The sequence below is a fragment of the Thalassobacillus devorans genome (genome assembly GCF_011761345.1).
Taxonomy (GTDB): domain Bacteria; phylum Bacillota; class Bacilli; order Bacillales; family Halobacillaceae; genus Thalassobacillus; species Thalassobacillus devorans.
Genome location: NZ_JAASRY010000005.1, coordinates 107,765 through 132,532, shown reverse-complemented (window position 1 = coordinate 132,532; position 24,768 = coordinate 107,765). Strand labels below are relative to the sequence as shown.

General features: G+C 44.4%; 25 protein-coding genes and 3 riboswitches. Of the genes, 6 read left to right on the top strand and 19 right to left on the bottom strand.

All coding sequences use genetic code 11. The annotated features are described in order from the left end of the window. Window positions 1–28: 28 nt before the first annotated feature. The 5 genes from purB to FHS45_RS15855 form a co-directional block, all read right to left on the bottom strand. Entirely contained in the window at window positions 29–1,321 is a 1,293-nt protein-coding gene (purB, locus tag FHS45_RS15875) for an adenylosuccinate lyase (protein ID WP_062440186.1), read from the bottom strand. A gap of 33 nt (window positions 1,322–1,354) precedes the next feature. Continuing rightward, complete coding sequence (gene purK / locus FHS45_RS15870) at window positions 1,355–2,479, bottom strand: 5-(carboxyamino)imidazole ribonucleotide synthase (protein WP_062440189.1); 1,125 nt, start codon at window positions 2,477–2,479, stop codon at window positions 1,355–1,357. Then, a complete protein-coding gene (purE, locus tag FHS45_RS15865; RefSeq protein WP_062440191.1) occupies window positions 2,469–2,960 on the bottom strand; it encodes a 5-(carboxyamino)imidazole ribonucleotide mutase in 492 nt (163 codons plus the stop codon). Before purE ends, purK begins: the two co-directional genes overlap by 11 nt. 237 nt (window positions 2,961–3,197) lie before the next feature. Then, window positions 3,198–3,298, bottom strand: a riboswitch (purine riboswitch). A 71-nt stretch (window positions 3,299–3,369) separates the two neighbouring features. Then, on the bottom strand, window positions 3,370–3,573 hold the full coding sequence (locus tag FHS45_RS15860) for an NETI motif-containing protein (RefSeq protein WP_062440194.1): 204 nt from the start codon (window positions 3,571–3,573) through the stop codon (window positions 3,370–3,372). Next, on the bottom strand, window positions 3,545–4,111 hold the full coding sequence (locus tag FHS45_RS15855; RefSeq protein WP_062440198.1) for a DUF2179 domain-containing protein: 567 nt from the start codon (window positions 4,109–4,111) through the stop codon (window positions 3,545–3,547). Before FHS45_RS15855 ends, FHS45_RS15860 begins: the two co-directional genes overlap by 29 nt. Window positions 4,112–4,257: 146 nt before the next feature. On the opposite strand from FHS45_RS15855, the gene FHS45_RS15850 reads away from it, so the two are divergent. After that, window positions 4,258–4,683, top strand: coding sequence for an Hsp20/alpha crystallin family protein (locus FHS45_RS15850; RefSeq protein ID WP_062440202.1), 426 nt, complete (start codon window positions 4,258–4,260; stop codon window positions 4,681–4,683). 64 nt (window positions 4,684–4,747) lie between these two features. On the opposite strand, the gene FHS45_RS15845 is transcribed toward FHS45_RS15850, so the two are convergent. The 5 genes from FHS45_RS15845 to FHS45_RS15825 all read right to left on the bottom strand — a co-directional run bounded on the left by FHS45_RS15845 (window position 4,748) and on the right by FHS45_RS15825 (window position 12,818). Beyond that, on the bottom strand, window positions 4,748–6,082 hold the full coding sequence (locus FHS45_RS15845; protein ID WP_062440205.1) for an NCS2 family permease: 1,335 nt from the start codon (window positions 6,080–6,082) through the stop codon (window positions 4,748–4,750). Window positions 6,083–6,345: 263 nt separating this feature from the next. After that, window positions 6,346–6,447: riboswitch (purine riboswitch) on the bottom strand. A gap of 80 nt (window positions 6,448–6,527) precedes the next feature. Then, complete coding sequence (gene guaA, locus FHS45_RS15840; RefSeq protein ID WP_062440209.1) at window positions 6,528–8,069, bottom strand: glutamine-hydrolyzing GMP synthase; 1,542 nt, start codon at window positions 8,067–8,069, stop codon at window positions 6,528–6,530. 184 nt (window positions 8,070–8,253) lie between these two features. Further along, a riboswitch (purine riboswitch) is annotated at window positions 8,254–8,355 on the bottom strand. A 31-nt stretch (window positions 8,356–8,386) separates the two neighbouring features. After that, a complete protein-coding gene (locus FHS45_RS15835) occupies window positions 8,387–10,594 on the bottom strand; it encodes a DUF4129 domain-containing transglutaminase family protein (protein WP_062440212.1) in 2,208 nt (735 codons plus the stop codon). Further along, window positions 10,591–11,856: a DUF58 domain-containing protein gene (locus FHS45_RS15830; protein ID WP_062440216.1), complete on the bottom strand. Its 1,266-nt coding sequence runs from the start codon at window positions 11,854–11,856 to the stop codon at window positions 10,591–10,593. The genes FHS45_RS15835 and FHS45_RS15830 overlap by 4 nt, the downstream gene beginning before the upstream one ends. After that, window positions 11,853–12,818, bottom strand: a complete 966-nt coding sequence (locus FHS45_RS15825; protein ID WP_062440218.1) for an AAA family ATPase — start codon at window positions 12,816–12,818, stop codon at window positions 11,853–11,855. The genes FHS45_RS15830 and FHS45_RS15825 overlap by 4 nt, the downstream gene beginning before the upstream one ends. Window positions 12,819–13,161: 343 nt before the next feature. On the opposite strand from FHS45_RS15825, the gene FHS45_RS15820 reads away from it, so the two are divergent. From FHS45_RS15820 to FHS45_RS15810, 3 genes are all read left to right on the top strand, one after another. Continuing rightward, window positions 13,162–13,305: a hypothetical protein gene (locus FHS45_RS15820; protein ID WP_166761432.1), complete on the top strand. Its 144-nt coding sequence runs from the start codon at window positions 13,162–13,164 to the stop codon at window positions 13,303–13,305. Between the two features lie 120 nt (window positions 13,306–13,425). Next, window positions 13,426–13,848, top strand: coding sequence for a MarR family winged helix-turn-helix transcriptional regulator (locus FHS45_RS15815; RefSeq protein WP_062440665.1), 423 nt, complete (start codon window positions 13,426–13,428; stop codon window positions 13,846–13,848). 6 nt (window positions 13,849–13,854) lie between these two features. Further along, window positions 13,855–15,057: an MFS transporter gene (locus FHS45_RS15810; RefSeq protein WP_062440221.1), complete on the top strand. Its 1,203-nt coding sequence runs from the start codon at window positions 13,855–13,857 to the stop codon at window positions 15,055–15,057. Between the two features lie 198 nt (window positions 15,058–15,255). Here the strand turns inward: FHS45_RS15810 and FHS45_RS15805 are convergent, their stop codons facing one another. The 3 genes from FHS45_RS15805 to FHS45_RS15795 form a co-directional block, all read right to left on the bottom strand. Beyond that, window positions 15,256–16,020: an STAS domain-containing protein gene (locus FHS45_RS15805; RefSeq protein ID WP_062440224.1), complete on the bottom strand. Its 765-nt coding sequence runs from the start codon at window positions 16,018–16,020 to the stop codon at window positions 15,256–15,258. A 126-nt stretch (window positions 16,021–16,146) separates the two neighbouring features. Beyond that, window positions 16,147–16,362: a DUF2187 family protein gene (locus FHS45_RS15800; RefSeq protein ID WP_062440227.1), complete on the bottom strand. Its 216-nt coding sequence runs from the start codon at window positions 16,360–16,362 to the stop codon at window positions 16,147–16,149. Between the two features lie 189 nt (window positions 16,363–16,551). Continuing rightward, window positions 16,552–18,090 (bottom strand): BCCT family transporter, encoded by a 1,539-nt coding sequence (locus tag FHS45_RS15795; RefSeq protein ID WP_062440231.1) that lies wholly within the window; start codon window positions 18,088–18,090, stop codon window positions 16,552–16,554. A 227-nt stretch (window positions 18,091–18,317) separates the two neighbouring features. Here FHS45_RS15795 and FHS45_RS15790 point away from each other — a divergent pair, with 227 nt between their 5' ends. Continuing rightward, on the top strand, window positions 18,318–18,752 hold the full coding sequence (locus FHS45_RS15790) for a hypothetical protein (protein ID WP_341829892.1): 435 nt from the start codon (window positions 18,318–18,320) through the stop codon (window positions 18,750–18,752). Window positions 18,753–18,800: 48 nt separating this feature from the next. Here FHS45_RS15790 and FHS45_RS15785 read toward each other — a convergent pair whose 3' ends face one another. From FHS45_RS15785 to FHS45_RS15770, 4 genes are read right to left on the bottom strand one after another with little or no spacing between them, the layout of a single operon-like run. After that, entirely contained in the window at window positions 18,801–19,046 is a 246-nt protein-coding gene (locus FHS45_RS15785) for a MerR family transcriptional regulator (RefSeq protein WP_062440236.1), read from the bottom strand. Window positions 19,047–19,061: 15 nt separating this feature from the next. Beyond that, on the bottom strand, window positions 19,062–19,784 hold the full coding sequence (locus FHS45_RS15780) for an exonuclease domain-containing protein (protein WP_062440240.1): 723 nt from the start codon (window positions 19,782–19,784) through the stop codon (window positions 19,062–19,064). Continuing rightward, window positions 19,775–20,779: a DUF294 nucleotidyltransferase-like domain-containing protein gene (locus tag FHS45_RS15775; protein ID WP_062440242.1), complete on the bottom strand. Its 1,005-nt coding sequence runs from the start codon at window positions 20,777–20,779 to the stop codon at window positions 19,775–19,777. The genes FHS45_RS15780 and FHS45_RS15775 overlap by 10 nt, the downstream gene beginning before the upstream one ends. A 3-nt stretch (window positions 20,780–20,782) precedes the next feature. Then, the gene (locus FHS45_RS15770) at window positions 20,783–22,051 is read right to left on the bottom strand and encodes an ammonium transporter (RefSeq protein ID WP_062440245.1); all 1,269 of its coding nucleotides are present in this window, start codon (window positions 22,049–22,051) and stop codon (window positions 20,783–20,785) included. A 288-nt stretch (window positions 22,052–22,339) separates the two neighbouring features. On the opposite strand from FHS45_RS15770, the gene FHS45_RS15765 reads away from it, so the two are divergent. Further along, window positions 22,340–23,065, top strand: coding sequence for a toast rack family protein (locus FHS45_RS15765; RefSeq protein WP_062440249.1), 726 nt, complete (start codon window positions 22,340–22,342; stop codon window positions 23,063–23,065). 121 nt (window positions 23,066–23,186) lie between these two features. Here FHS45_RS15765 and FHS45_RS15760 read toward each other — a convergent pair whose 3' ends face one another. Both FHS45_RS15760 and FHS45_RS15755 read right to left on the bottom strand, forming a co-directional pair. Next, a complete protein-coding gene (locus FHS45_RS15760; protein WP_062440252.1) occupies window positions 23,187–23,756 on the bottom strand; it encodes a hypothetical protein in 570 nt (189 codons plus the stop codon). Window positions 23,757–24,091: 335 nt separating this feature from the next. Continuing rightward, window positions 24,092–24,610 carry a YehS family protein gene (locus FHS45_RS15755; protein WP_062440255.1) on the bottom strand — a complete coding sequence of 173 codons (519 nt, stop codon included), beginning with the start codon at window positions 24,608–24,610 and terminating at the stop codon, window positions 24,092–24,094. Window positions 24,611–24,768: the final 158 nt, after the last annotated feature.

Sequence of the window (24,768 nt, the reverse complement as noted above, 5' to 3'; positions counted from 1 at the left end):
ACATACGATGCTCCTCCCCTCCTGCTGACTACAATCCAATCCGTTCGAAAATACGATCCACGTTTTTCAAGTGGTGGGTGTAATCAAAACATTGTTCGATTTGTTCAGGGGACAGTGTTGATGTAATTTTTTCGTCTGCTTCAATCAATTCACGGAATGGAATCCCTTTCTCCCAGGCTTCCATCGCTTTTGGCTGGACCAGGTCATAAGCCTCTTCACGAACCATGCCTTCATCAATCAGGGTCAACAGTACCCGCTGAGAGAAGATAAGCCCATACGTTTTCTTCATATTGGCTTCCATCTGCTCCGGGAATACCGTCAAGTTTTTGACGATGCTGCCAAACCGGTTCAACATATAATTGATGGCAATCGTTGCATCTGGCAAAATGACACGTTCCGCGGATGAATGGGAAATGTCCCGTTCATGCCAGAGGGCAACATTCTCAAATGCCGTCATCATTTCACCGCGAATGACACGGGCCATGCCTGTCATATTTTCCGAACCGATCGGGTTACGCTTGTGCGGCATTGCTGATGATCCTTTTTGACCTTTTGCGAAAAACTCTTCTACTTCGCGGGTTTCCGTTTTTTGCAGGCCGCGGATTTCGACTGCCATTTTTTCAATGGAAGTGGCGATCAAACTTAATGCAGAAACATAGTGCGCATGGCGATCACGCTGCAACGTCTGGGTTGATACGGGTGCCGGCTTCAGACCAAGGTTGCGGCAAACGTACTCTTCTACAAAAGGATCGATGTTGGCATAGGTTCCGACTGCTCCGGATAGCTTCCCGACTTCGATATGGTCGATGGCAAGATCCAAACGTTCCAGGTTCCGCTTCATCTCTTCATACCAAAGCGCAAGTTTCAGACCGAATGTGGTCGGTTCCGCATGGACGCCGTGCGTGCGTCCCATCATGACAGTGTGCTTATGTTCCAGGGCTTTATCGGCCAGGATGTCGATGAAGTTGACCAAATCTTTGCGGATAATTTCATTCGCCTGCTTCAATAAGTAAGAAAGGGCGGTGTCCACGACATCCGTGGAGGTGAGACCGTAATGCACCCACTTCCGCTCTTCACCCACTGTTTCGGAAACCGCACGGGTAAAGGCGACGACATCATGCCGTGTTTCTTTTTCAATTTCATAGATGCGCTCGATATCAAACGCTGCATGCTGGCGCAGCTTCTCGACATCTTCTTTTGGTATGATGCCAAGCTCACTCCAAGCTTCACAGGCAAGCAATTCGACTTCAAGCCAGGCTTTGTACTTGTTTTCTTCTGTCCAGATGGCTCCCATTTCTGGACGTGTGTAACGCTCAATCATGTTACTCCTCCTAAAACTGTCCCACCCAACACTTTACCACGTGGGAAGCTGATTTTCTTCCATCCGTTGAAAAATTTCATCTAAGCTTGTGCCAATTATCGTGATATGGCCCATCTTCCTCTCTGGCCTCGCTTCTTCTTTACCGTAATCATGGAGGTGAAAGTCCTGAATACGGGCAAGGTTTTGAAAGAGTTCCTCCCGATGCTTCCCGAGAATGTTGAGCATGACAGCTGCCGGAAACGATTGGACTTTTAATAGCGGCAGCCCGCAAATCGCCCGGACATGCTGTTCGAACTGAGAGACATTGCACGCTTCAATCGTGTAATGACCGGAGTTATGCGGGCGTGGCGCCATTTCATTGACATACACCTGGTCATCTTTCACAAAAAGTTCGACAGTGAAGGTGCCGACCACTTGTAAATGCTCTGCTAAAAGCTTTGCAGCCGCCTTAGCCTGCGCTGCCACGTTATCGTTGATTGCTGCCGGTATCTGGGTCCGGTGGAGAATCTGGTTATTGTGGGTATTTTCTGCCACAGGAAAATATGTTATTTCTCCAGTTTGGCTTCGTGTGAACACCACTGATACTTCTTTTTGAAAGTCGATGAAGGCTTCGATAATGTAAGTAGAATCGGGTGCGATAAAACTTTCCACTTCCGCCAGGTCCTCTTCCTTATTCAGCTTAACCTGACCTTTTCCGTCATATCCCCCGGTAATTGTTTTGAGGATCGCCGGGTATCCGATCGATTGAATAGCTGTTTTTACTTGATCAAACGTTTGAACAATCTCGTAGTTCGGCACATTCAACCCTGTTTCGACAGCGATTTGTTTCTCTTTTTGTCGATTTTGCGTGATTTCTAAAGGCAGAGCTCCTTGCGGCAGCTTTCCAGCCTTTTCGAGCATATCGGCCACATTCAGATCGACATTTTCAAACTCATATGTGATTACATCGCTGATGTTTTCGAGGTTCCGGGCTGCTTCAAGATCATCGTAGGCTGCTTCGATATGGTAATCTGCAACCTGGGTGCACGGACAATCCGGCTTCGGATCGAGGACCGCGACTCGATAACCCATATGTTTTGCTGCTACAGCCATCATCCGTCCGAGCTGTCCGCCTCCTAAAATTCCAATTGTCTCACCCGGTATGAGTCTATCTGCCATGAAGCTCACCCCTCATTTCTTCCACTTTTTCTTTCATACGGGATCGATAGTCTGCTAGTTTATCAGCTATCGCCTCGTCAAAGCTCCCCAGTATTTCAGCTGCCAAAAGGCCGGCATTCTTAGCCCCTGCTGTTCCAATAGCTACCGTCGCGACCGGGACTCCGCCAGGCATTTGGACAATTGATAATAAGGAGTCCATCCCTTTGAGGGACTTGGATTCGACCGGGACTCCAATAACCGGTAGTGTTGTCTTTGCAGCAACCATCCCCGGAAGGTGTGCGGCCCCGCCAGCACCGGCAATAATCACTTTCAAGCCTTTCTCTCTCGCTTCATCAGCATAGCGGAACATATCTTCCGGCGTGCGATGTGCGGAGATGATTTCTTTTTCATGGACTATTTCAAGTTCATCCAGTACTTCACATGTATGCTGCATCGTCGACCAATCGGAGATACTTCCCATGATTACTCCTACCTGAGCCATCGAATCCCTCTTTTCATTAAAATTACGGTTTCGCGCCTATTTTAAATTTTTCGAGCTGTTAACAGCTGTTTTCGCGCAACAATTTTGTTTTCCGCGCTCTTTTCAATTTTTCAGCGCCTTTATTCGGATTTTCGCGCCCACACTAATAACTAAAAAAGCGCCTGCACCACCTTCTCAACTATGAGAGAAGATGGGCAGACGCTTTTTGCGGATACCGAACACAACCATCGCTGCACAACAATGGTTCATCTTCCTCATAGTCCAGCAATTTACGGTTGCCGGGTAGAGACGAACGGGCCATATTCCCGTCTTATATGAGGTGCTTTATTCAATTAACTACGTTCATCATAACAATTTCACCAAAGAGGTGTCAACGTTAAAAAACGAACATTGTAAAACCACAAAGAAATTATCGTTCGTTTTTAACCGCCTGAAACACAATCTTCCGTCCAACCGGGTCATAGGTTTTCTCACCGTCTCGATTCACTTCCTGGAAGATCGGTTCTTCTGCTCGTCGAACCGGTGTGTAGCCTTCCTTCTTCATACGGTCCAGGCATTGATCAATAGTTTCACCTTCCTGGACTTCAAAGCGCATTTTTTTGTTTTTCGCCATTACTTAACCTTCCCTTCTTCACCTGCTTAACCCAGAATCCGCCATGAATCTGTTTTGGTTCATAAGCAATGATGAATGCTTTCGGGTCAAGTGTACGAATTGTTTCGTATAATTTCAATTCATACTTGCGCGGTGTCAGAATCTGCATGGCAAGCCGGTCTCCTTCCATTCCATAAGCAAACCAGCTCGTTACCCCGTAGCCCTTATCTCTAAGCTTACGCGTAAACTCAATGTCCGGGCTTGAGGAAATGACATTCACCGTAATGTAGCCAAGTGCGAGCTTTTCTTCAATTTTCATCCCGACAATGACACCAAGTGCATACCCGACCGCATAGGCGATGACGTTCTGAATCTGATCGAGGTTTTCCAACACTAACCCTAAACCTAAGATATACACAACAATCTCAAACATACTGATAAAAGCTGCTAAGTAACGTTGTCCTTTCAGCGTCAGAATCATCCGGATCGTAAAAAAGGAGACATATACAATGTTGATGACCAGGATGATAGCGATCATAACCAAAGCATTATCCAGCATGGCAGCCCCTCCAAACCTTTATAGCTTATCATCTCCCCTGCAGTTATAGGCATTCACACAGGTGAAAGATATGCATACACTATATAACAGGAAGAATCGTCTGCACAATAACTTTTTTACATTTTAAGGTAGAGGGTGGAATTGCTATGAATCAATTCGATGATTGGAAAAAGAATTTAGATCGTTTTTTCGGCCATGATTTCTGGGGAGATTTTGAAGGACTGGTCAAGCCCCCGCTGCCCCAAATGAATTTATATCAATACGATAATGAGTTGCTTTGTATCTTTAACATTCCAGGTTTAAAAGATTTGAATAAGGTGGATGTCTACGTGAACCACGCCACCCTGGAAATCAGAGGCATCGTCGAGATCAACCAAAAAGGCGGCCAGCAGGTGAAAGGCGAAATCATGGAAGGCACATTTGACCGCCAAGTTGACCTGCCTTATCCGGTCCGCAGCGATAAAATCCAGGCATCCTATAAACAGGGCCTGCTCGTCGTACAGCTTTACCGCCTAATTTCAGATGCCAATCAAAAGAACCGCATTCAAATTACTAACCTGGAAGAAGACTGATCCCTCAGTTGATAAAATAACCAATGCTGACCAAGCTGCAGCATTGGTTATTTTAATATCATCTTTAGGACAAGAAAATAAAGTAAAGAATGAAAATCACAAATAGCAGATACATAATCGGGTGGATTTCTTTGATCCGCCCTTTCATGATCATGGTAATCGGATAAAAAATGAAACCTAGAGCAATTCCTGTCGCAATACTATACGTCAGTGGCATGGCGATAATAGTGAAAAAGGCAGGAACTGCAATTTCGAATTGGTCCCAGTCGACATTTTTCAAAGAAGATGCCATCAACACACCAACAATAATCAATGCTGGAGCGGTGACTTCAGCCGTCACAACTCCCAGCAGCGGCGAGAACCATAACGCTAATAAGAAGAACCCTGCCGTTACAACAGAAGTGAAACCAGTTCGTCCTCCGGCACCTACACCCGCTGTCGATTCAATATAAGAAGTAGTGGTCGATGTTCCAACCGCGGCACCAACCACAGTAGCAGCAGAGTCAGATAACAACGCACGACCTGCTCGCGGCAGCTTATTATCTTTCATAAAACCTGCCTGGGTGGATACAGCAACCAATGTACCAGCAGTATCAAAGAAGTCGACAAACAAGAATGTCAAAATAACAACGAGCATCTCTATGGTGAAAATATCTCCAAAATGGATAAAGGCCTGTCCGAAAGTAGGCGCGACACTTGGTACATTGCCAACAATATCGCCAGCTCCTTTTGGAGGATCAATCAACCCAACGACCATGCCAGCAATTGCCGTCAGGATCATTCCGTAGAAAATTCCGCCTTTGATACCCAGTGACAACAGAATAACCGATGCGACAATCCCAAAGATGGCAAGCAGAACAGTCGGCGAAGTCAAGTCGCCCAGCTCGACCAGTGTGGCTTCATTAGCCTGAATGATTCCGGAACTCTGAAATCCGATGAAGGCGATAAACAACCCGATACCAGCTCCGACAGCCATTTTCAAATTGGCTGGAATAGCATTAATGATTCGTTCACGAAGTCCTGTCAGCGTTAAAATGATAAAAATAAGTCCAGATGCTAACACCCCAGCAAGTGCGGTTTCCCATGGAATGCCATACCCCAGGACAACCGTGTAAGCGAAGAAAGCATTCAACCCCATACCCGGAGCCAAAGCGATCGGGTAACGGGCGAACAGACCCATAATCAATGTCCCGATAGCAGCCGCTATCGCAGTTGCAGTAAATACAGCACCCTGGTCGATACGGGTCACGCCTTCTGGCAGTTCTTCAACACCTACAAGGGCCAAAGTAGCCGGGTTAACGAATAAAATATAAGCCATAGCCAGGAATGTCGTCATTCCAGCCATGAATTCGGTACGGTAGTTCGTACCCAATTCTTCAAATCTAAAATACTTCTTCATGGTGATTCTCCCCCTCTATATTTAACCATCGATAAAAGGTACAAAAGCGCAAGCGCCTTGCTCACCCCCGACAAGCTTAAGGCAAGCCTCGCCGTGACGTTTTTTGTCACAGAGAGGATTGACTTGAGACCTCGAGGGGGTAGGCGCTGGAGCTGGATGTAACCCACTTCTTGTTATCTACAAAAAAGCACTCCATGGATTTCTCCAGGAGTGCTGAACTGACGCGGGGAATTCGAACACGCAGAAAGATATACATCTTCCCTGCCTGTCCAATCCACCAACGTAGTCAGGCCATTTACGGCAGCCTGGTAGAAACGTTCGGACCATATTCCCGAAATTATACGACGGTGTCTCTATATTTATTTCTCTTATATCGTACGAGCCTTCCTCGCAATTGTCAACCAAAAAGACGAACATTTAAATTTAAAAAAATGGTAATGTTCGTTTATTCCCATTCAATCGTAGCAGGCGGCTTGCTCGTAATGTCATAAACAACCCGGTTGATATGTTCAACCTCATTGACACAACGGGTGGAAACCTTCTCCAGAACATCCCAAGGAATGCGAGCCCAGTCAGAAGTCATCCCATCAACAGAAGTGACAGCCCGGATGCCGATGGTATGATCATAGGTGCGTGTATCTCCCATTACACCCACAGATCGGAAATTAGGCAATACCGTGAAGTATTGCCAAATGTCACGGTCAAGACCCGCGTTGCTGATTTCTTCACGCAGGATGGCATCAGATTCACGAACAATCTTCAACTTTTCCTCGGTCACTTCCCCTAGTACGCGGATAGCCAGACCAGGCCCAGGGAACGGCTGTCTCCAAACGATTTCATCGGAAACCCCGAGCTCTGAACCTAGAACACGCACTTCGTCTTTGAACAACGTATTCAATGGCTCGATTAATTTGAACTGCATATCTTCAGGCAGCCCGCCAACATTATGATGGGATTTAATCGTCTGCGCGGTATCGGTGCCGCTCTCGATAATATCCGTATAAAGCGTACCTTGCGCAAGGAAGTGAGTATCCTTCAGCTTAGCGGCTTCATCATCGAACACATAGATGAATTCATTGCCGATAATTTTCCGCTTTTGCTCCGGGTCAGAAACGCCAGCCAGTTTACTCATGAACCGCTCTTTGGCATCCACTTTGATGACGTTCATGTTGAAGCCATCACGGAAGGTGGTCATGACACTGTCGGCTTCCCCTTCCCGCAAGAGTCCGTGATCGACAAAAATACACGTCAGCTGGTCGCCAATCGCCTTATGAATCAAGGCAGCCACAACAGAAGAATCGACACCACCGCTTAATGCACATAATACCTTCTGGTCACCAACTTGTTCACGAATTTTTTCTACTTCCATATCGATGAAGTTTTCCATCGTCCAGTCGCCTTTAGATGTACAAACTTCAAACACGAATTGTTTTAAAAGGTTATCGCCATATTCGGAATGGCGTACTTCCGGATGAAACTGGACACCATACATTTTCCGTTCATCGTCACTGATTGCAGCTACCGGACAGGAAGGACTGGTAGCATCAGTGGTAAACCCTGGCGGAGATTCGATCACCTTATCGCTGTGACTCATCCAGACTGTTTGGACAAGAGGGGTATCTTTGAACAGCACAGGTTCATGCTCCTTCAACGTAATCGCAGCTTTTCCATATTCCCGTTCGTTGGCACGTTCTACCGTACCACCAAAATGGTGGGTCATCAGCTGCATGCCATAACAAATCCCCAGAACAGGAATGCCCAGTTCAAAAATCTCTTCGTCACAGCGAAAACTATTTTCCCCATAAACACTGTTCGGTCCTCCTGAGAGGATGATACCGGTTGGATTCATCGCTTTCACTTCATCAGCGGTCAATTTATGAGAATGCAATTCACTGTAAACACCGAACTCCCTGATCCGCCTTGTAATCAGCTGGTTGTATTGACTTCCGAAATCCAATACTAGAATAAAATCATCGATCTGTTTCATATCTTCAGCTCCCTTTTCCCAAAGCTTAACCTTGTAATATTAGAAACGCCCGAATTGCCGCCAACACTTACGGCGAAAACCTTCGTTTCTGTTACACTTTCATGCTTTATACAGAAATATAATTTCTCACCGTAATAAAATAGACTTCTGCCCCTGAACACAGGAAGGCAGAAGTCCACTGAAAAAACAGGAAATCCGCCTTCATAGTCAGGATATTTACGGCATCCCGGTAGAGACTCTCGAACCCTATTATCGAGGATATATGAAGGTGCAGCATGTGTAATTTTCATTAATTCTATCAACCCACATAACAAGAATCAAGACAATGCCTTGTTGATTAAATTTTCCCATAATTCTGTGACCTTTCTCCATTGATCGGATTGCTGTTCATTTCTGTATAACATCCGTTCATAATGATGGGTCAATACTTTCATATCATTGGTCTGGAAATGCCTGTCAACATCATTGGCATATTCACGTAACGTCTGGTTCGGCTTCCGCTTCAGCCCTTTATTATCAAGAACTTTCAACAGATAATGGTAGGCATTTTGATAAGTAGCCGGATCTTCACTTTGCTTGTATCGTCGTTTCAAAAAGGCGGACATCCAACGGAATCGGGTCACATACAAAACAATAGCTATCCCTGCTAAAGCTACCGCTAAACCAATATAATTCCAGAAGTTACCTCCCTCTTCCGAAGCACCACCACTTTCATCAGAATCAAAATCTTCCTCTATTTCCTGCTTCTGATTAGGCGATTCCGTTTCTGGTGTGTCCGTTTCTTCGGAATTATCTTCCTCAGAACTGCTGTCTAAATCGTCAGTATCTACATAAAAGTCTGTCGGGTTGGAGAACCCTTTGGTGGGTTCAAATGGTACCCAGCCGATTCCAGGAAAATGTACTTCCACCCAGGAATGGGCATTATTATTTGTCACCTGGTATAAGTTATAGGAATCCCCGTCCTGCAGTTCGATATCCGTATCTTCCAGTTCACCGCCGGTAAAACCTTTCACCCATCGAGCCGGAATGCCGACAGAACGAAGCATGACTACCATCGATGTCGAGAAGTTATCACAGTATCCTTGCTGTGTTTCGAACAAGAACTGATCCACATAGTCATCGCTCTCTCCCGGAACAGCTACATCTTCGGTATTATATTCGAAGCCACTCGTTGAAAAGTAATTTTCCACTTCTTTTACCCGATCATAACGATTGTCTTCATCTTTAATAATCTGCTCGGTCAAATTCCCGACCCTTCCTGGCAGATCATCAGGAAGCTGCAAGTATTCATCACGGATTTCCCGGGGGTCGTCGTCGCCCGCTTCTCGTAATTGATCATATTCATAGGAAGGGACATCGATGTGCATCCGGTAGCCGGGGATTTGACGGGCTTTCTGATTAACTTGCGTTTCTACTTCGCCCGTTGGCTGATGAACAAGAAATTGAAACTGTTCAGGATAAGATACAACCTCTGCTGCACCATACGGATAAACCAGTTTATTCAGTTGCACGTCATCATTGAAATTTACAAGGGTGTATTGTTCTTCTGTTTCCACTTCATCGGTAAAGGTTCTAATCCCCAGGTCGCCACCATTAGCCACCCGGATATCCTCTTCCATAGTATCCTCCCATCCCTTACCGGTATAATGGTTCTTCGATTCTACCCGCCAATAACTTTCTTTCTTGGCAGCCACTCGAAAAACCGGTGTGTCGTCCCGCATGAACGCACCGCCAAGCTCGGAGTCATTTTCACCATAGCCGATTTTCTGAATACTTCCACCACCTGGTCCGTTGCCGCCAGAGTCACCTACAGCACTTTCAATATATGGGACAGGATCCGCCCATTGCGGTCCGGGCTTCGGGGACGCATATCCGATAGCGGTCGAAAACAAGACGATTGCCGCCATCGGAAGAATCCAACGGTGAATACGCTTCATACCCCCGAAAGAAATTCCCTCTTTCTCCATTTCTCTCGAAAAACTGGATACCCCCAGGGCGATCATAGCAATAATGAAGGTTCGGACGATTGCCCACTGCCCGTTGTATTCCGTAAACGTATCCATGATTGTGATGACAAAGAATGTCATCAGTACAAACAGAAAAATACGTTTGGCAATGACAAACCAGAAATACAGCAAATAGCTCATCAGCCAAAGCAGAACAAGGAATAAGAAGCTTCGGAAGAACGCCGTCATTTCTCCCCATTGCTGGGCCAAAATTAGATCGATATTATATGCGAACTGCTGATAAATAATCAGGAACCATTCTTTACTAAATAATCGCTCATACAGGAACAGCCCATCTAAAATAAAAACAAGCCCCAGCATCTTCAAAGGCATCGACAGCCACCAGCTGACCTGTAAAAAAGAAATGAAGAAGCTAAAGGCTGCAAAAATAATGAAAACCGTAATGTTCTGCGTGTCCGTAACTTTCTCTAGCGGCCTCATCCATTCCCAAAACAACAGAAACCCACAGATATACAGAATCAGCTGATAATAAAATTGTTGTCGGTTTTCTCCTCTCATGCCTTCACCTCGAATTCTTTCTTACTCAGCTCAGCTTCTGCCAACACGTTCACCATGATCCCCCGGTAATCCAATTGTTTTAACAATGTCCGTACTTCGGGCGTCAACCGGTTGGAAGGAGCAATGAAAAATAAAATCACCCGCTTCGCTTTATGCTGCATTTGAATGAGCGCTTCCAGCAAACCTTCATCCATGCTCGTTGTCACTACCATCGTAATCAGCCCTGCCGGAAGCTTGTGCCGTTCCTGCGCTAATTGCTTGGAAAATGTTTGATGTTCCGCCGGCATGATGGTGGAAAGGTGCCGCCGGATATTATCCATCTGCGCTTTGTTCAACTGGAATGAGAACGAAGCCGTACGATCCGCTAATGTTTTCAGCATTAATTGTGATGATTTCTGTTGCAGCTTGGCCAGCAGCGAGTCGGTCAATTCGACAGCACCTTCAAAAGCAATCATATTCCGCGAGGCATGGCTGCCGGCATCAAGTACCACCAGCATATCGATGCTTTTCTCCTGTTCGAATTCTTTTGTCATAATCGCGTCTTTACGTGCCGTCGTCTTCCAATCAATCCACTGAAGACGGTCGCCAGGCATATATTCCCGAACACCAGCTACAATACTTGTATTATTATCGCTGAGAGATAACGAGGGACTGGCTCCCTGCTGATAGCTGTACGCCTGCTCTTTGAATTGCAGCTGGCGGCGATAAGGATAGGCTACCAACAGGTTATCCAGTTCGAACACGTGCTCTTTTTTTATGAATCCAAAAAAATCTCCTGTTCTGATTCGTAACGCCCGTAAATGATGTTCCCCTCGCGGGATATGATCGAGTTCATAGCGGTAATGGATGGAGCGTTGAAACCACGGGAAAGCGACTCGTTTCATCACTCTTTCCATCTGCATGTTCTCCGGGTTGTTCATCCACTTGAACTTCTCCAGGTGCGTATCTCTTTTTGCTAACGACACAGGAAAATATTCTTCGAGTACACAATAAAAAAGCGGGAAAGGCATCCGCCGTTTCAACGTAACTTCGACATCCACAGATTCTCCCGCTTGCACAATCCGTTTGGATAACTGCCGGGAAGCTTTCCAATTATCAAGCGGATAGAGCAGAAGCAGCAGCATATAGATCAGAAAGGGGAGAAACGCAGCAAACAAAAACCAGCTGACAAAGCCTCCCTGAAACATGGCATAAGAAAAAATCACTGCGAACAGCAGCACAATCAACGATAGCTTAAGCGAAAAGCTTACCCAGCGCTTCATTCATGCCTGTTCCTTTGCACAGGGATAGAAATATGCTCCAGAATTTCTTGAGTAATCCCTTCTGCTGTGTATCCTTCAAATTTCGCTTCAGAGGTCAAAATAATCCGGTGCGGCATGACGAATGGTGCCAGGTATTTGATATCATCGGGAATGACATAATCTCTATCCTGGATGAACGCATAGGCCTTCGCAGCTCTCATCAAGGAGATCGAGCCACGAGGGCTGACCCCAAGATAGACACTATCATGGTCCCGCGTCGCTGCCACAACATCCACAATATAATGACGGATCGTATCATCGACATAGACCTCTTTCACACTGTTTTGAATATCGAGAAGCTCGTCTTTTGTCATCACATCCCGTATTTTCGTTAACGGATGGTCACCGGAAGTACGGCTAAGCATTTCTCGTTCCTCCTGAGCAGTCGGATAACCCATATTCAACTTCAGCAGGAACCGGTCCAACTGCGCTTCCGGCAATGGATAAGTACCTTCATATTCAATCGGATTCTGCGTCGCCATGACAAAGAAAGGTTCCTTCAATGGCACCGGCGAACCTTCGACCGTTATACTGGACTCTTCCATACCTTCCAGCAGGGCAGACTGAGTCTTCGGTGAAGTCCGGTTGATCTCATCAGCCAGAACGACATTCCCTAAAATCGGCCCCGGCCGGAATTCAAACGCCATTTCTTTCGGGTTATAAATGGAAACACCTGTCACATCAGATGGCAGTAAATCAGGTGTAAACTGAATCCGCTTAAATTCACAATCCAGTGATTTTGCAATCGCCCGTACCAGCATTGTCTTTCCGACACCTGGCACATCTTCTAACAGGACATGGCCCTTCGCCAACAGCGCTACCATACTAAGGAGGGTGACCTCCTCTTTTCCTACCATTACTTTATTCACATTTTTCATTACTTCCGATATTTTTGGTTCGTATAAGGACAGTTGCTGGGTCATTTGTCGACTCCTCTCACCTTCTATAACTCCTGGAAATTTAAATTTTCCGTATATTTCAACTATACTATATCCTGACTCATGGGACAAAAAGCACCACTCGAATGTCGATCTATCAAAATACCTTTTAACAGAGGGATTCTTCTATTGATTTGCTTCATAAGGAGAGAACGGGATAATATTGTTATTATTTTATTTACCAGAATGTGAGATTCTGTCCTGTCGCAGCACTCTTCTAACTTAACGCGCTGACATTTTTATAACCTTTTCAAAACAAAGCCATCCGTTATATTATTAGGGTAATCAGAGCATACGTAATTCCATTATTCAGAAAGGAGAGAACTGGGTGAGTGTAAAATCCACGATCTACAAAGTGCTGCGGATTTGGAACGATGTCGATGCGGTCAGGAAAGGAAAAATCGGACGCAGAGTCGGAAGAAGGGCAGCAGGAAAAGCGACCGGAAAAATTATGCGGAAGTTATTTAAATGACGCCAGAGAAGCTTCTTTTTCACAAGAGAAGCTTCTCTTTTTGTTTACATTTTTTATGAAAAGCGTTAAACTAAAGCAATAAATTACTTAGCTAGGTAAATATTTGAGGTGAATCCATTGATTAATACCGAAACCCGCGAATTATTTCATCTATTGAACCAACGGGTAAGGCTAATCACAAAAGAAGTAAACAACGTATTGAGCGACCATGGGTTATACCACTCCCAATGGTCCATTATTTTTTGTCTGGATCAATTCGGCCCGATGACGCAAACAGCAATTTGGAAGTATTTGAACGTGGAAGCCCCTACAGTCACTCGCACGTTATCACGAATGGAAAAGAACGGCTGGATTATAAGAAAGCAAGGTGAGGATAAGCGGGAGCGCGTCATCGAAATGACGGACGCCGCTAAACAAAAGTTTACAGCTGTCAATGAAGCGGTCGATCAAATTGAAAAGGAAATGGCACATCCGCTTTCCAGCGAGGAAATCCAACACTTAAAACATTTACTAAGGAAATTAGGTGCCACCGAAGGAGAGTAATGCATCATGGAACAAAGAAAGCGAGAACCGATTTGGACGAAGAGTTTCATCAGTATCTCATTGACACAATTCACGGTCTTCCTGGTTTTTTACGCCCTTTTGACCACCCTGCCTATTTATGTGATTCAGGATATGAACGGAACAGAAGCCCAAGGCGGCTTGACGGTCACTGCCATGTTAGTAGCAGCTATTCTCATCCGGCCTTTTTCAGGGAAGCTAATAGATGTAATCGGCAAAAGGAAGACATTATTCGTCAGCATTATGGTGTTTACAATGACTACCTTCCTTTATATAGGAATCACAGAATTTATACCTTTGTTATGGCTGCGACTATTCCACGGCTTGTCATTCGGCCTGTTCACTACGGTGAGCGGAGCTATCGCTGCCGATGTTGTCCCAGAGTCACGCCGAGGGGAAGGTATCGGATATTTCGCTATGGCTATGAACCTAGCCGTCGTTGTCGGCCCATTTATCGGGCTGTCGGTCCTACAGTTTGCCCCATTCCAAGTGCTTTTTATCCTGTTAAGTATATTTATGATCAGCGGGGCTCTATCTGCTTTTCTGGTTAAGGTACCTCAGGCAACCGAAGCGATCCGGAAAACGGGCACGTTTAAATTATCTCTGCATGATTTGATCGAGACAAAGGCAGTGCCGATCGCTTTGATCAGCAGCCTGGCTGCATTATCCTATTCGAGCATCCTTTCATTCCTGCCCGTTTATGCTGATGCAACCGGGCTATCATCAGCTGCCAGCTATTTCTTCCTCGTTTTCGCGATGGCCATGCTGCTCTCACGGCCATATTTAGGAAGGGCCTATGACATCAAGGGACCGAAGTTTGTCATTATCCCGTGTTTATTCATCTTCGCTTTCGGACTGGTATTTATCAGCTTCACAAGTACGGCCTGGATGCTGCTCGTTTCCGCAGCTATAATAGGGCTCGGCTATGGGACACTGCTGCCAGGCTTCCAGACTATGGCTGTCCAATCAGCGCCAATTACTCGAAGCGGACACTCGACCGCTACCTTCTTCATGTTCTATGATACTGGAATCGCTGCCGGTTCCTTCATTTGGGGATTAGTGGTAGCAAAAGCAGGATTCCAGCAATTATATCTTATCAGCGCTGTAGTCGTACTCGTGTTAATCGGCCTTTTCTATACGTACCAGGCCAAGCGCCAGCCCAAATATGCAGCTAAGAACCACCCAGTATAATCCCGCATTTATTAAGAACTGTTATCTAATAAATGTGGCGTGTGTCTACTAAACTAATAGAAATGTCCATTTAACAGTTAAAGTTTCCAGCATGCTTCAGGATTGTCTCGTAAAATTTGCATTTCATAGAAATAGCGTTGACGTGTCGCCTATCCGGGAGGACTACGCCAATGCTATTTTTATAATGAAACTGCAAACTCAGGTCCGCTTTGATTTTTCAATAATATGTTCCAGCCCGGCATGGGCATTCCGGAACGTGGCGAGTTCACTATCCAGATACTCAAAACTCATGGCCAGCTGAGGCGTGATGCCGACAAGGATGCACTCCGTGCCAACGAGCGTCAAGGTTTCCGTCAACTGCTGAACCTGGTGGCTGATGCCTTCATCAAACGTGTGAATACCACTTAAATCGATTAAAGCATGCTCAATATCCGCAGATGCACATTCTTTCAAAACAAACGAAGTCAAGCGTTCGGAACGCTCTCGATCAAAAGTACCGATTAATGGCACTGCTATCGTTTTATCCCAAACCTTGATCAGTGGCGTCGAGAGCTCCTCGATCAGCTTGTCTTTCCTTCTTTCCTCTTCCGCTTTTGTCGTCACATCCATCAGCATGACCACATAGCCGTCCACCTCACCTGCTTCATCCTGAACAGGCGTAATTACAATATCTGCGACAAATTGATTACGGATATTGATACGGGCGCGATGCGTCTCAGTCAAGTTCACCATTTTCTCCTGCTGATAGGCGGGGTTTTTGTGAAAATGATCCATATTCATTCCGATGAAATCTTCAGCACGATCCAAATTAAACAACGGGGCGATTGCGGCGAACAGCTTTACAGCATTCTTATTCAACCACTTCACATCATAATTTGTATCTGCAATTAATACATTTTCTCCAATACTGTTTAATGTATCCAACAATGATAGCTTTCCAGGGATTTCACCAACATAACTCATTTTTTTCACCTATCCTACTTTATGTTTATGTCACAATTTTATAGCACTCAGGCAACCTTTCATAAGAAAAAGCCTGAACCCAGCACAGGACTGAGTCAGACTTCTTTCTATAGATTATTGTTGTTATTATTTCGATGATTCAATTACTTTGTATTTTCCCGGACCTACTACGGTATGGGTGTGCTCGAACCCTGTATCTTCCAGGTTCTCCATCACACTAAGGTCCACCATAACACAACGCTGGCAGGAAGATGTAACTACCTTCCCTTTCGCGTCAACACCATTCAATTTAAATGAAATTATATCTCCAATATTTGCTTCGTGACCTTCTGGAGTTTCCATAGCTAACATCCTTTCCATCAATAATGAGTATGATGTTTTCTGACATTATAACAAATTTATAGAAAATTTCCATCTTTTTGATATGTCGGGGGGTGATTGCAGCAGAATAAACTTCATCCCAAACAGACACCACTCTAATTCCTATAAAAATCTCTCACCTGCGAATGGATGAGAGATTTTTTATAAGTTTTATGGTTTTCGTATATTATGCTTCCACGCCTGGTCTTTATCAATCATCCGCTTAGCTGCATAAATCAGCAGGAATTGCAGGGCAATGATTGGAAGCCCCATCAGACCGGAAATAACCTCAAGTGGAGCAAGTCCGCCAATACGCATCAGAACAAGCGCAAGCCCGGTAATAACTGCCGCTATGATTATACGCAGTGTTTTGGGAGGCTCGAACTTACTCATATCCCTGGTACTGGTATAAGCCGCTACCGTATAGGTGGTGGAATCCAGAGTGGTCGTCAGGAAGATAAGCGCAACGATAATGAAGATGACAATCGCCATACTGCCTAATGGCAGTGTGTTCAGTATTTCCGGGATTGCCGCCATCCTTTCTTCATTCTCGACAAACTCCAGAATACCCAGGTCGCCTTCTAAATATCTGTTGACCCCGAGACCACCCAGTACCCCGGTAGCAATCCAGGAGATCAAGGTAGGTGCCAACAAGTATGTCAAAATCATTTCTTTAATAGTACGTCCCCTGGAAATCTTAGCAGCGAAGACACTATGGAGCATCGCCCACGTCGCACTGTAAGCAAACCAGAAGACGGTGTTACTCTGAACGTGAGAAGCAGAACCTTCATACACGGATTCTGTGTTCAAAGAAAAGTTCAGATAGTTGGATAAGAGAAAATTAAGACTATCCGAGAAGTAATTCAGGATAAATACGCCCGGACCAGCTATCAGAATAAAGATAGCAAACAGACCGGCTAACCACATATTCCAGGTACTCAATCGTTTAATCCCCTTCTCAATTCCTAAGTAGGCACTTAGTGAGAACAGGAATACCCAAATGATAGTGACGATGATCGTCATCGTAAATGTAACGTCCATATTAAGCAGACTGGATAAATTATGGGTAATGATTGGTGCACCCAGCCCTAATGTTACAGCAGCACCAGCCAGAATACTGATCAGAAATAAGATATCAAGAAATTTACCGCCGATACCGTCCGTAAACTTGTCACCGAAAATATCCCGGCAAGCCTCGGAAATCCTCATCAACGGACGCTTCTTTACGTGCAGGATATAAGCCATCGCCGGTGCGGCCATTACGAATATCGCAAATACCTGGAAACCCCACAAAAACATACTGTAGGAGTTACCCCATAGCAGCGCTTCTGCTGATCCAGGATCCACACCTGCAGGCGGGTCGTTTGCTACAGATGTCCATTGCAGCATCCCCGTCCGCATAATAGTGGACCCAACACCCATTGCTATCAAAATGGATGCATATTCAAACAGGCTGAACCGTGGTTTTTCGTTCGGATCTCCCAGTACCACTTGTCCATATTTGGAAAAAGATAGATAAAGTCCTGCGACAACCAGAATGATGCCATACCAGAGATATCCCCAGCTGAACACTTCTACAATATAATCAAAGATAGCATTTAGTAGTTCCAAGGACTCTTTTTCATATAAGGCAAATGGAATACTGATCGCTATGATAATTAACAAGGATGGTACAAATATCGAGTAGTCAATCAGCTTCTTTTTATTCATCGAATCCTCCTCTATTTTTCTCTCGCCTCGTAATGGTTCCCCTTTCCCATTACCCCAAAACTATAAATTATAACGAACTTCGAAATAAGTGACCTTCCTATTTAATTCCATATTTCCAATCCAAAAAATAGAAGAATAACAGTCTAATACCTTTGCAAACATAGCTAATTTTGATTAAATAAAATTAACTATCCAACAAGACAGACAAAATACCTGAACAAAGGATCGTGATCTGGCAGATGTTATATATTTGGGATATTGAAACGATCATCGAGCAGACCAAAAATGAAAACCAATTAGACATCCACTCTGAAGCGAACAACCAGCTCTCATCACCCATGAGTTTCAACGTATCGACCAATACACTTACATTCAATTACCTGGAAGTGAACGGTTATATCAGTAAAATGAAAATTAAAGAATCCGATGAAAATCTGGTGAAAATTATGATCTATCACGAACTCGGCTATTATCTTACGTTCAAAAAACATAAGCATGACTTACGGACACTGATGTATGGGGAAGATGAAGAAGTAGAAGCATTAAAGAATGAAATTGAAACAAATGCGTGGGAATATGGCAGAACCCTGGCTCCTGAAGAATTGCTTGATTCCTATGATAAAGTCAGAGAACTAGACGCAAGGCTGCTCAAAGGTTTATAAACCAAAAAAACCTCTCAGCACCCAACCGGGTTTGAGAGGCTTTTTTAATCAAAATTCTTTCTTTATTAACTTTTTAATGCCGGCAATATTAATCCCCTGTTCGATAAGCAGTTTCACTTCTTTCAACTGCTGAATGTCGTTCAACGAGTAAACACGCTGATTGCCTTCATTTCGATTCGGTTTGATTAATCCATGCTCTTCGTAATAACGTATTTGCCTTGCCGTTAATTTCGTAGCATTCTTCACCACACTGATCGGAAACGTCTGGACATGATGAGGAATATCATCACTCACATCCCCTCCCCTCCCTCATTTTAATTTGGCAATATGGGCATACACATCGTTCAAGTGGTCGTAGCCTAACCTTTTGATATGGTGAATGCTTTCCGTCCATAAATGCGCCGTTGCAAGTGCATCATACAAGGCATGGTGTCTTTGATGATTGCAAATACCATAGTGCTCACAATAGTCATCAAGGGTAAATAAATCGGAATCAGGCTCCACAATCTTTGTCAGGAATGATGTATCAATAATGCGATGCTGAAAATCGGATTTCAATGCAGTCCAGTTCGCTTGCTTCATGAATTGCTTCTCATGGCTGGAATGATGAGCGACGAGCGTATCACTTTTCACAAATTGATAAAAGTTCTTTAACACGTCAGGCAGCAGAGGCGCTCCTTTCAACTGTTCCACCGTAATGCCTGTCAGTTTTTGAACTTCTTCTGAAGGCTCGGCGTCACTACGAATGGCGGAATAAAACGTCTCTTCTAACATTCGCTCACCTTGTACCTTCACTGCTCCGATTGACAACATACGATCTCCTTTATAAGGGTAAAACCCGGTTGTTTCAATATCAAAAACAACGACACTTAATTCATCAAATGGGGTATTCAGTACATCCTGTTTTTTTATCTCCCGGTGGAGGTTCCTTATATAAGCAAGCTGTCCAGGGTCGGCTACAGAGGCAGAAGCGTCCGGATGAAGACGGCCTGACACTTGTCTGATGAATTGCAGCATGTGATTCATGACCATGCCGAACACTCATTATCTATCACTTTCTTTATCTCAGAAAAAAGCTCATAGCCTTTCTTCATTAGTAACTTAAGCTCCTTCTTATCCTCTTTCGTCAACTGTGCCATAGCAATCAGATGCGCTTCGTCATAGCTTACTACGTCTTGCTGAAAACGAAGTCGAAAATCCAACAGTTTCATGAAATAATCCTCAAAGCGATGCATCGATGGATAGTCAGCTTTTATTTCTTTGAATCTCGTTAACGTAGAAGGAGCTAATATGCCTTCTTTGAAGGCGAGCAGCCTCATAGCATTGACATAAGGAAAGAAAGCGGTCTGCTTCACATGAAGTTTACCCGATTGCTCCCCGTGCGCCCCCGGAAGCAATTGACCGAAAACACCGACTCCTTTTTTAATGAAATCTACATTTTCTACTAATCGGATAAACAATTCCGGGCGGGCATGAATGATTCTCAAAGCTTCCCGTTTGATTTCTTCAAGAAAACTATCTTCACCAATCAATACCCGGGAATCAAAAAAAGTAGAAAAGTGACGCAGCGATGTCCAGTTCGCTTCGGTCAGCCAATCGTTCACCTGCTGGTTCCAGTTGCTTAGAGATTGGCACCACAATGGATTAGACGCCATTACCTTGCCGTCACAGCGCTGATAACCGACTACTTCCAAGCCCACCGTTATTTCTAATCCTAAAGTTAAAAAGTAGTCTTCGAACCCCTGACTCCCAGCAAAAATAATGCCGTGGTCCTGATCACTAAACACCGACTGTTCAAACCTTCCTGCACTCCCCATTAAAAAGAAGGCAAAGGGAGCAGGAGGATTCCCCCGCTCTCTTTGCACGTAATCCAAAGCACATTTCACAGTTGCTGTGATGACTTCATCGTGAAAACTATTCAGCTTGTCATGATCAGTTGAAACGTCTTTTATATATGTTTGCCGCCAATCTCTGATTTCTTCGTAGCTATTCAAGGTAGACCCCTCCGTTCCAACTAATCGTTCCATTGATTATGCACCCTTTTGTTTTTCCGGATGAGGAATGTTTTCCGGATAGCCATAGCCTCCGTGTTCACTCAAGTCAAGACCGACAATCTCTTCTTCTTCTGATACACGGATACCGCCCATCACTTTATCCATTACTTTCAAGATAATAAATGCTACAACGAAGGCGTATAGACCACTTGCCACAACCCCCACCGTCTGCACGCCTAATTGGGTAAAACCGCCGCCATAGAATAATCCTGCTTGACCCCACCCGATTTCTGTCGAGAAGGCAGGTACGGCGAATAATCCATTAGCAAGCGTTCCCCAGACACCAACGGTACCGTGGACGGATAAAGCAAAAATCGGATCATCAATTTTCGCTCGATCAAACAACTTCATACTGTAGACGACAATCACCCCGCCAATAAGACCGATGATCACCGCTGCCCATGGTGCAACAAAACCGGCAGGAGCGGTTATGGCAACAAGTCCTGCTAACGCGCCATTTAAAGTCGTCGGAACGTCCGCTTTACCAGTCCATACATAGGCAACCAGCATCGCCGAAACGGCGCCAGCCGCAGCTGCTAATTGTGTATTCAGCATGACAAACCCGAAGAATGCATCTGCTACTTCAAATGTACTTGCCCCATTGAAACCGAACCAGCCCACCCACAGCAGCAATACACCAAGCGCTGTATATACCTGGTTATGACCGGCAAGATCATTGGAAGAACCATCTTTGTTATACTTTCCGATACGAGGCTTCAAAACAATGGTTGCGGCAAGAGCAGCCATCGCCCCCGTCAAGTGAACAACTGTCGAACCAGCAAAGTCCTGCTTCCCATGGTCAGCTAACCAGCCGCCGCCCCAGATCCAATGAGCTACAACCGGATAGATGACAGCCGAAAATAGTACGGCGAAAATAACATAAGCTGATAATTTCGCGCGTTCCGCAAATCCACCGAACGCAATCGTCATAGCCACTAGCGCAAACATCATCTGGAACATGAAATCCACCGCTGGAGATAGCCCTTCGCCACTGAAGGAAGCATCGCCATAGAAGAAATCCGATAGACCTATAAAGCCATTACCTTCTCCATAAATGAATCCCCATCCGATCGCCCAAAACATTAATGATCCGATTCCAGCGGTGAAAATGGTTTTACCGGCAATATGGCCGGCGTTTTTCATTCGGGTAGATCCGGCCTCCAGCAAAATGAATCCTCCCAGCATGAGAAATACTAAAAATGTACCGATAATCACCCACAAATTATCCATCAAAACTGTTTCCATTTAATCCTCTCCCTTTCATGTTAGTTTTTGTAACATTAAATGTTAGTTATTAAGTTACTATGGATGAAAGGGCGTCACAATTGATTTGTCAGATTATCTAACAAGGTTTCTGAAAATTCATTCTTCCCATAAAAGCAGGGAAGGAAAACCACTCGCTTTTTAGCACTATCTAATTAAAGGGAACTGAAAAATACGTCTTGGGGCTTAGGAACATTTACACCAAAAGACGTTATTTATTTTCTTTCTAAGCGCTATAATGTAGGTAGATGGTTAAGGGGGGCGATGGTTATGAAAAGGGTGGTTTTATTCTCTGTTGCGGTGATGGCCGGATTGGTTTTGTTGTTTACGGGATACCAGATGGCAGGTGCTAAACAGGGAAAAAGTAAGGAAGTGGTCGAACGGGATGATGCGGAATTTTTATCAGTAGATTTGGATATGGGTGTCGGAAGTCTCGAGGTTTCTCCTGGTTCTAAAGAATGGATGGAAGCTCAATTCGAATATGATCATTCCCGAAAAGAACCCGTGGTCACCTATAAACGAAGTGGCACAGAAGGGCATTTAGAAATCAGCGAGAAACGAAGATGGTTTCAGGTAAGCATCTTCGGATTCAACAAGAAAAGTGATTGGAATATCCAACTGAACGAAGAGATCCCAACTGAACTGGAGGTCGAGACTGGTGTCTCCGACTCCAGCTTGGATTTACGAGGGTTGAACTTAACCGACTTGGATATCGACACAGGCGTAGGAGATGTGACCTTAGACCTCTCCGGAGAAAGAAAAGAAAGCTTTGATGTCTCAATCGATTCTGGGGTCGGGGATACCAAAGTATACCTGCCTGAGGGAATCGGAGTAAAAATAAAGATTGATAACGGAGTTGGGAATTTGAATATCAAGGACTTCATCACCAAAGGCGACGATACCTTTGTAAATGAAGCTTACGAAAATGGAGCGGACGTCATCATGGAGGTTGATATTGATATGGGCGTTGGGGATATTACGATAGAGAAAAAGTAAGAAAAAAGGACTGCCATTTAAAGAGCAGCCCCCTCCTTCGCAGCCTCGCAAAAGATAAAAAACAAATATAAGTTCAAGTATTAGCGAAGCGGCTCTTGGTCTTAGTGATCACAGAGCTTTTTTACTTTGCCATGCTCGTATCCAACACAGTAATTTTCCGGCTCCCACTGATCAAGCTTCGTAACCGTGAATCCTCTTTTCTTGCTCGCCAAATGATTTGGGAAAAATTCTTCGGAGTGAAATCATAGGTATCGATCAGATATTGCTCAAACGCTTCGTGGTCCACCTGGTTATTATGTTCCTTCGCAAAATCAATCAATATCCGTGTCAGTTCCTTATAACTCATTCGCTTCGTTCCATCCTCGGAAACTGCTTCGGGATCTGTGGGGAGAATATAATCATTTTTTGCCGCTGCGTTTGGTAACGGACTTTTCTTTTGGCGCACCGTTTTTTCTTTCCCATTGTCTGCCGGCACATCCAGGTTAATATCCTTCCATCCGCTATCATTCTTCCCTAACTCCGCTATAACAGCAGAAGGATCGCCATTTTCCCTTTTCTCCTCTAACCGTTCAAGTCGAGCGATAAGTTCCTGCTGCTCTTTGGTAAGCTGGTTCAACATTTCCCGGAGCTGCTTCTTCTCCTCCTGAATATCCTCCAGGCGCATGTAGATCGCTTTACTCAGCATAGACATGGCAGAGTACCCTCCTTTGATAGGAATGATTATAGTTATAATAGCATACGAAAAAGGCAGGTTATTAGATAACTGCCCGCCTTGACAAAAAATGATAGAAAAGTTGCTGTTGATAGGAAGGGCTTAAGTAGGGGGAATTTTCTTTATACGCTTCTCCCTAGCTCACAACCTCAGTAGAAATGTTTTGGAATTAACTAGACAGTGACTGCTGTTTACTAGAAGATAATCTCGCTTACTAGAAACAACTGGTGTTCGACGGTTAAGGGAACAACCTCGGGAATTCGAATCTAAGAAAGCAGTTTATATCAGGGTAAAAAGTGAGTTCACCAAGACTTCTATCCTCTATATTTAATCGTTAACCCTTTTAAGAAATTCCGTGCGTACTTATCACCGCACTCTTTATAATTTTTGTGCCCTTCTTTTCTTAATAACGCACTTAATTCCCCTTTTGTTATCGTCACTCCAGCTTCATCTAAAATCTCTATGATATCCTCACTTGTTAACTTCAATGCTATTTTCACTTTTTTCAGCATCACGTTATTCACGCTAGCATGATTTTTAATGGACCTGTCTGGTTTATTAGGCTGTCCGGGTTTTGTTTCTTGTGGACCTCTTTTGAACGTAATCAAGCCATTTAAAAATGACTCCAACATACTATTTGTGCATTTTATATGATCATCATTCTCCGAGGCGTTCTCATCTTCCTCCTCGTAACTGTCGTCTGACTTGGTGAGTATCTTTGCCACTTCTTCTTTTGTAAAGTCCTCTCCCCCAAGATTAAATATCTCTACCATATCCTGATCTTTTATATCTAACGCATACCTTAATCGAATTAATATATCATTGTTATCCATTTAGAAACCTCCAATAAAATTACATAATTAACAGCATACCTTCATCATAAGGGCTACCAAGAGACCTTCAGATTTTATATAATTTTTCCGCTTCCGGCTCCGTGTTTTATTTGTTCCCATTCCTCATTCATATATGTCTGCGTTCATTCAGTCGATTC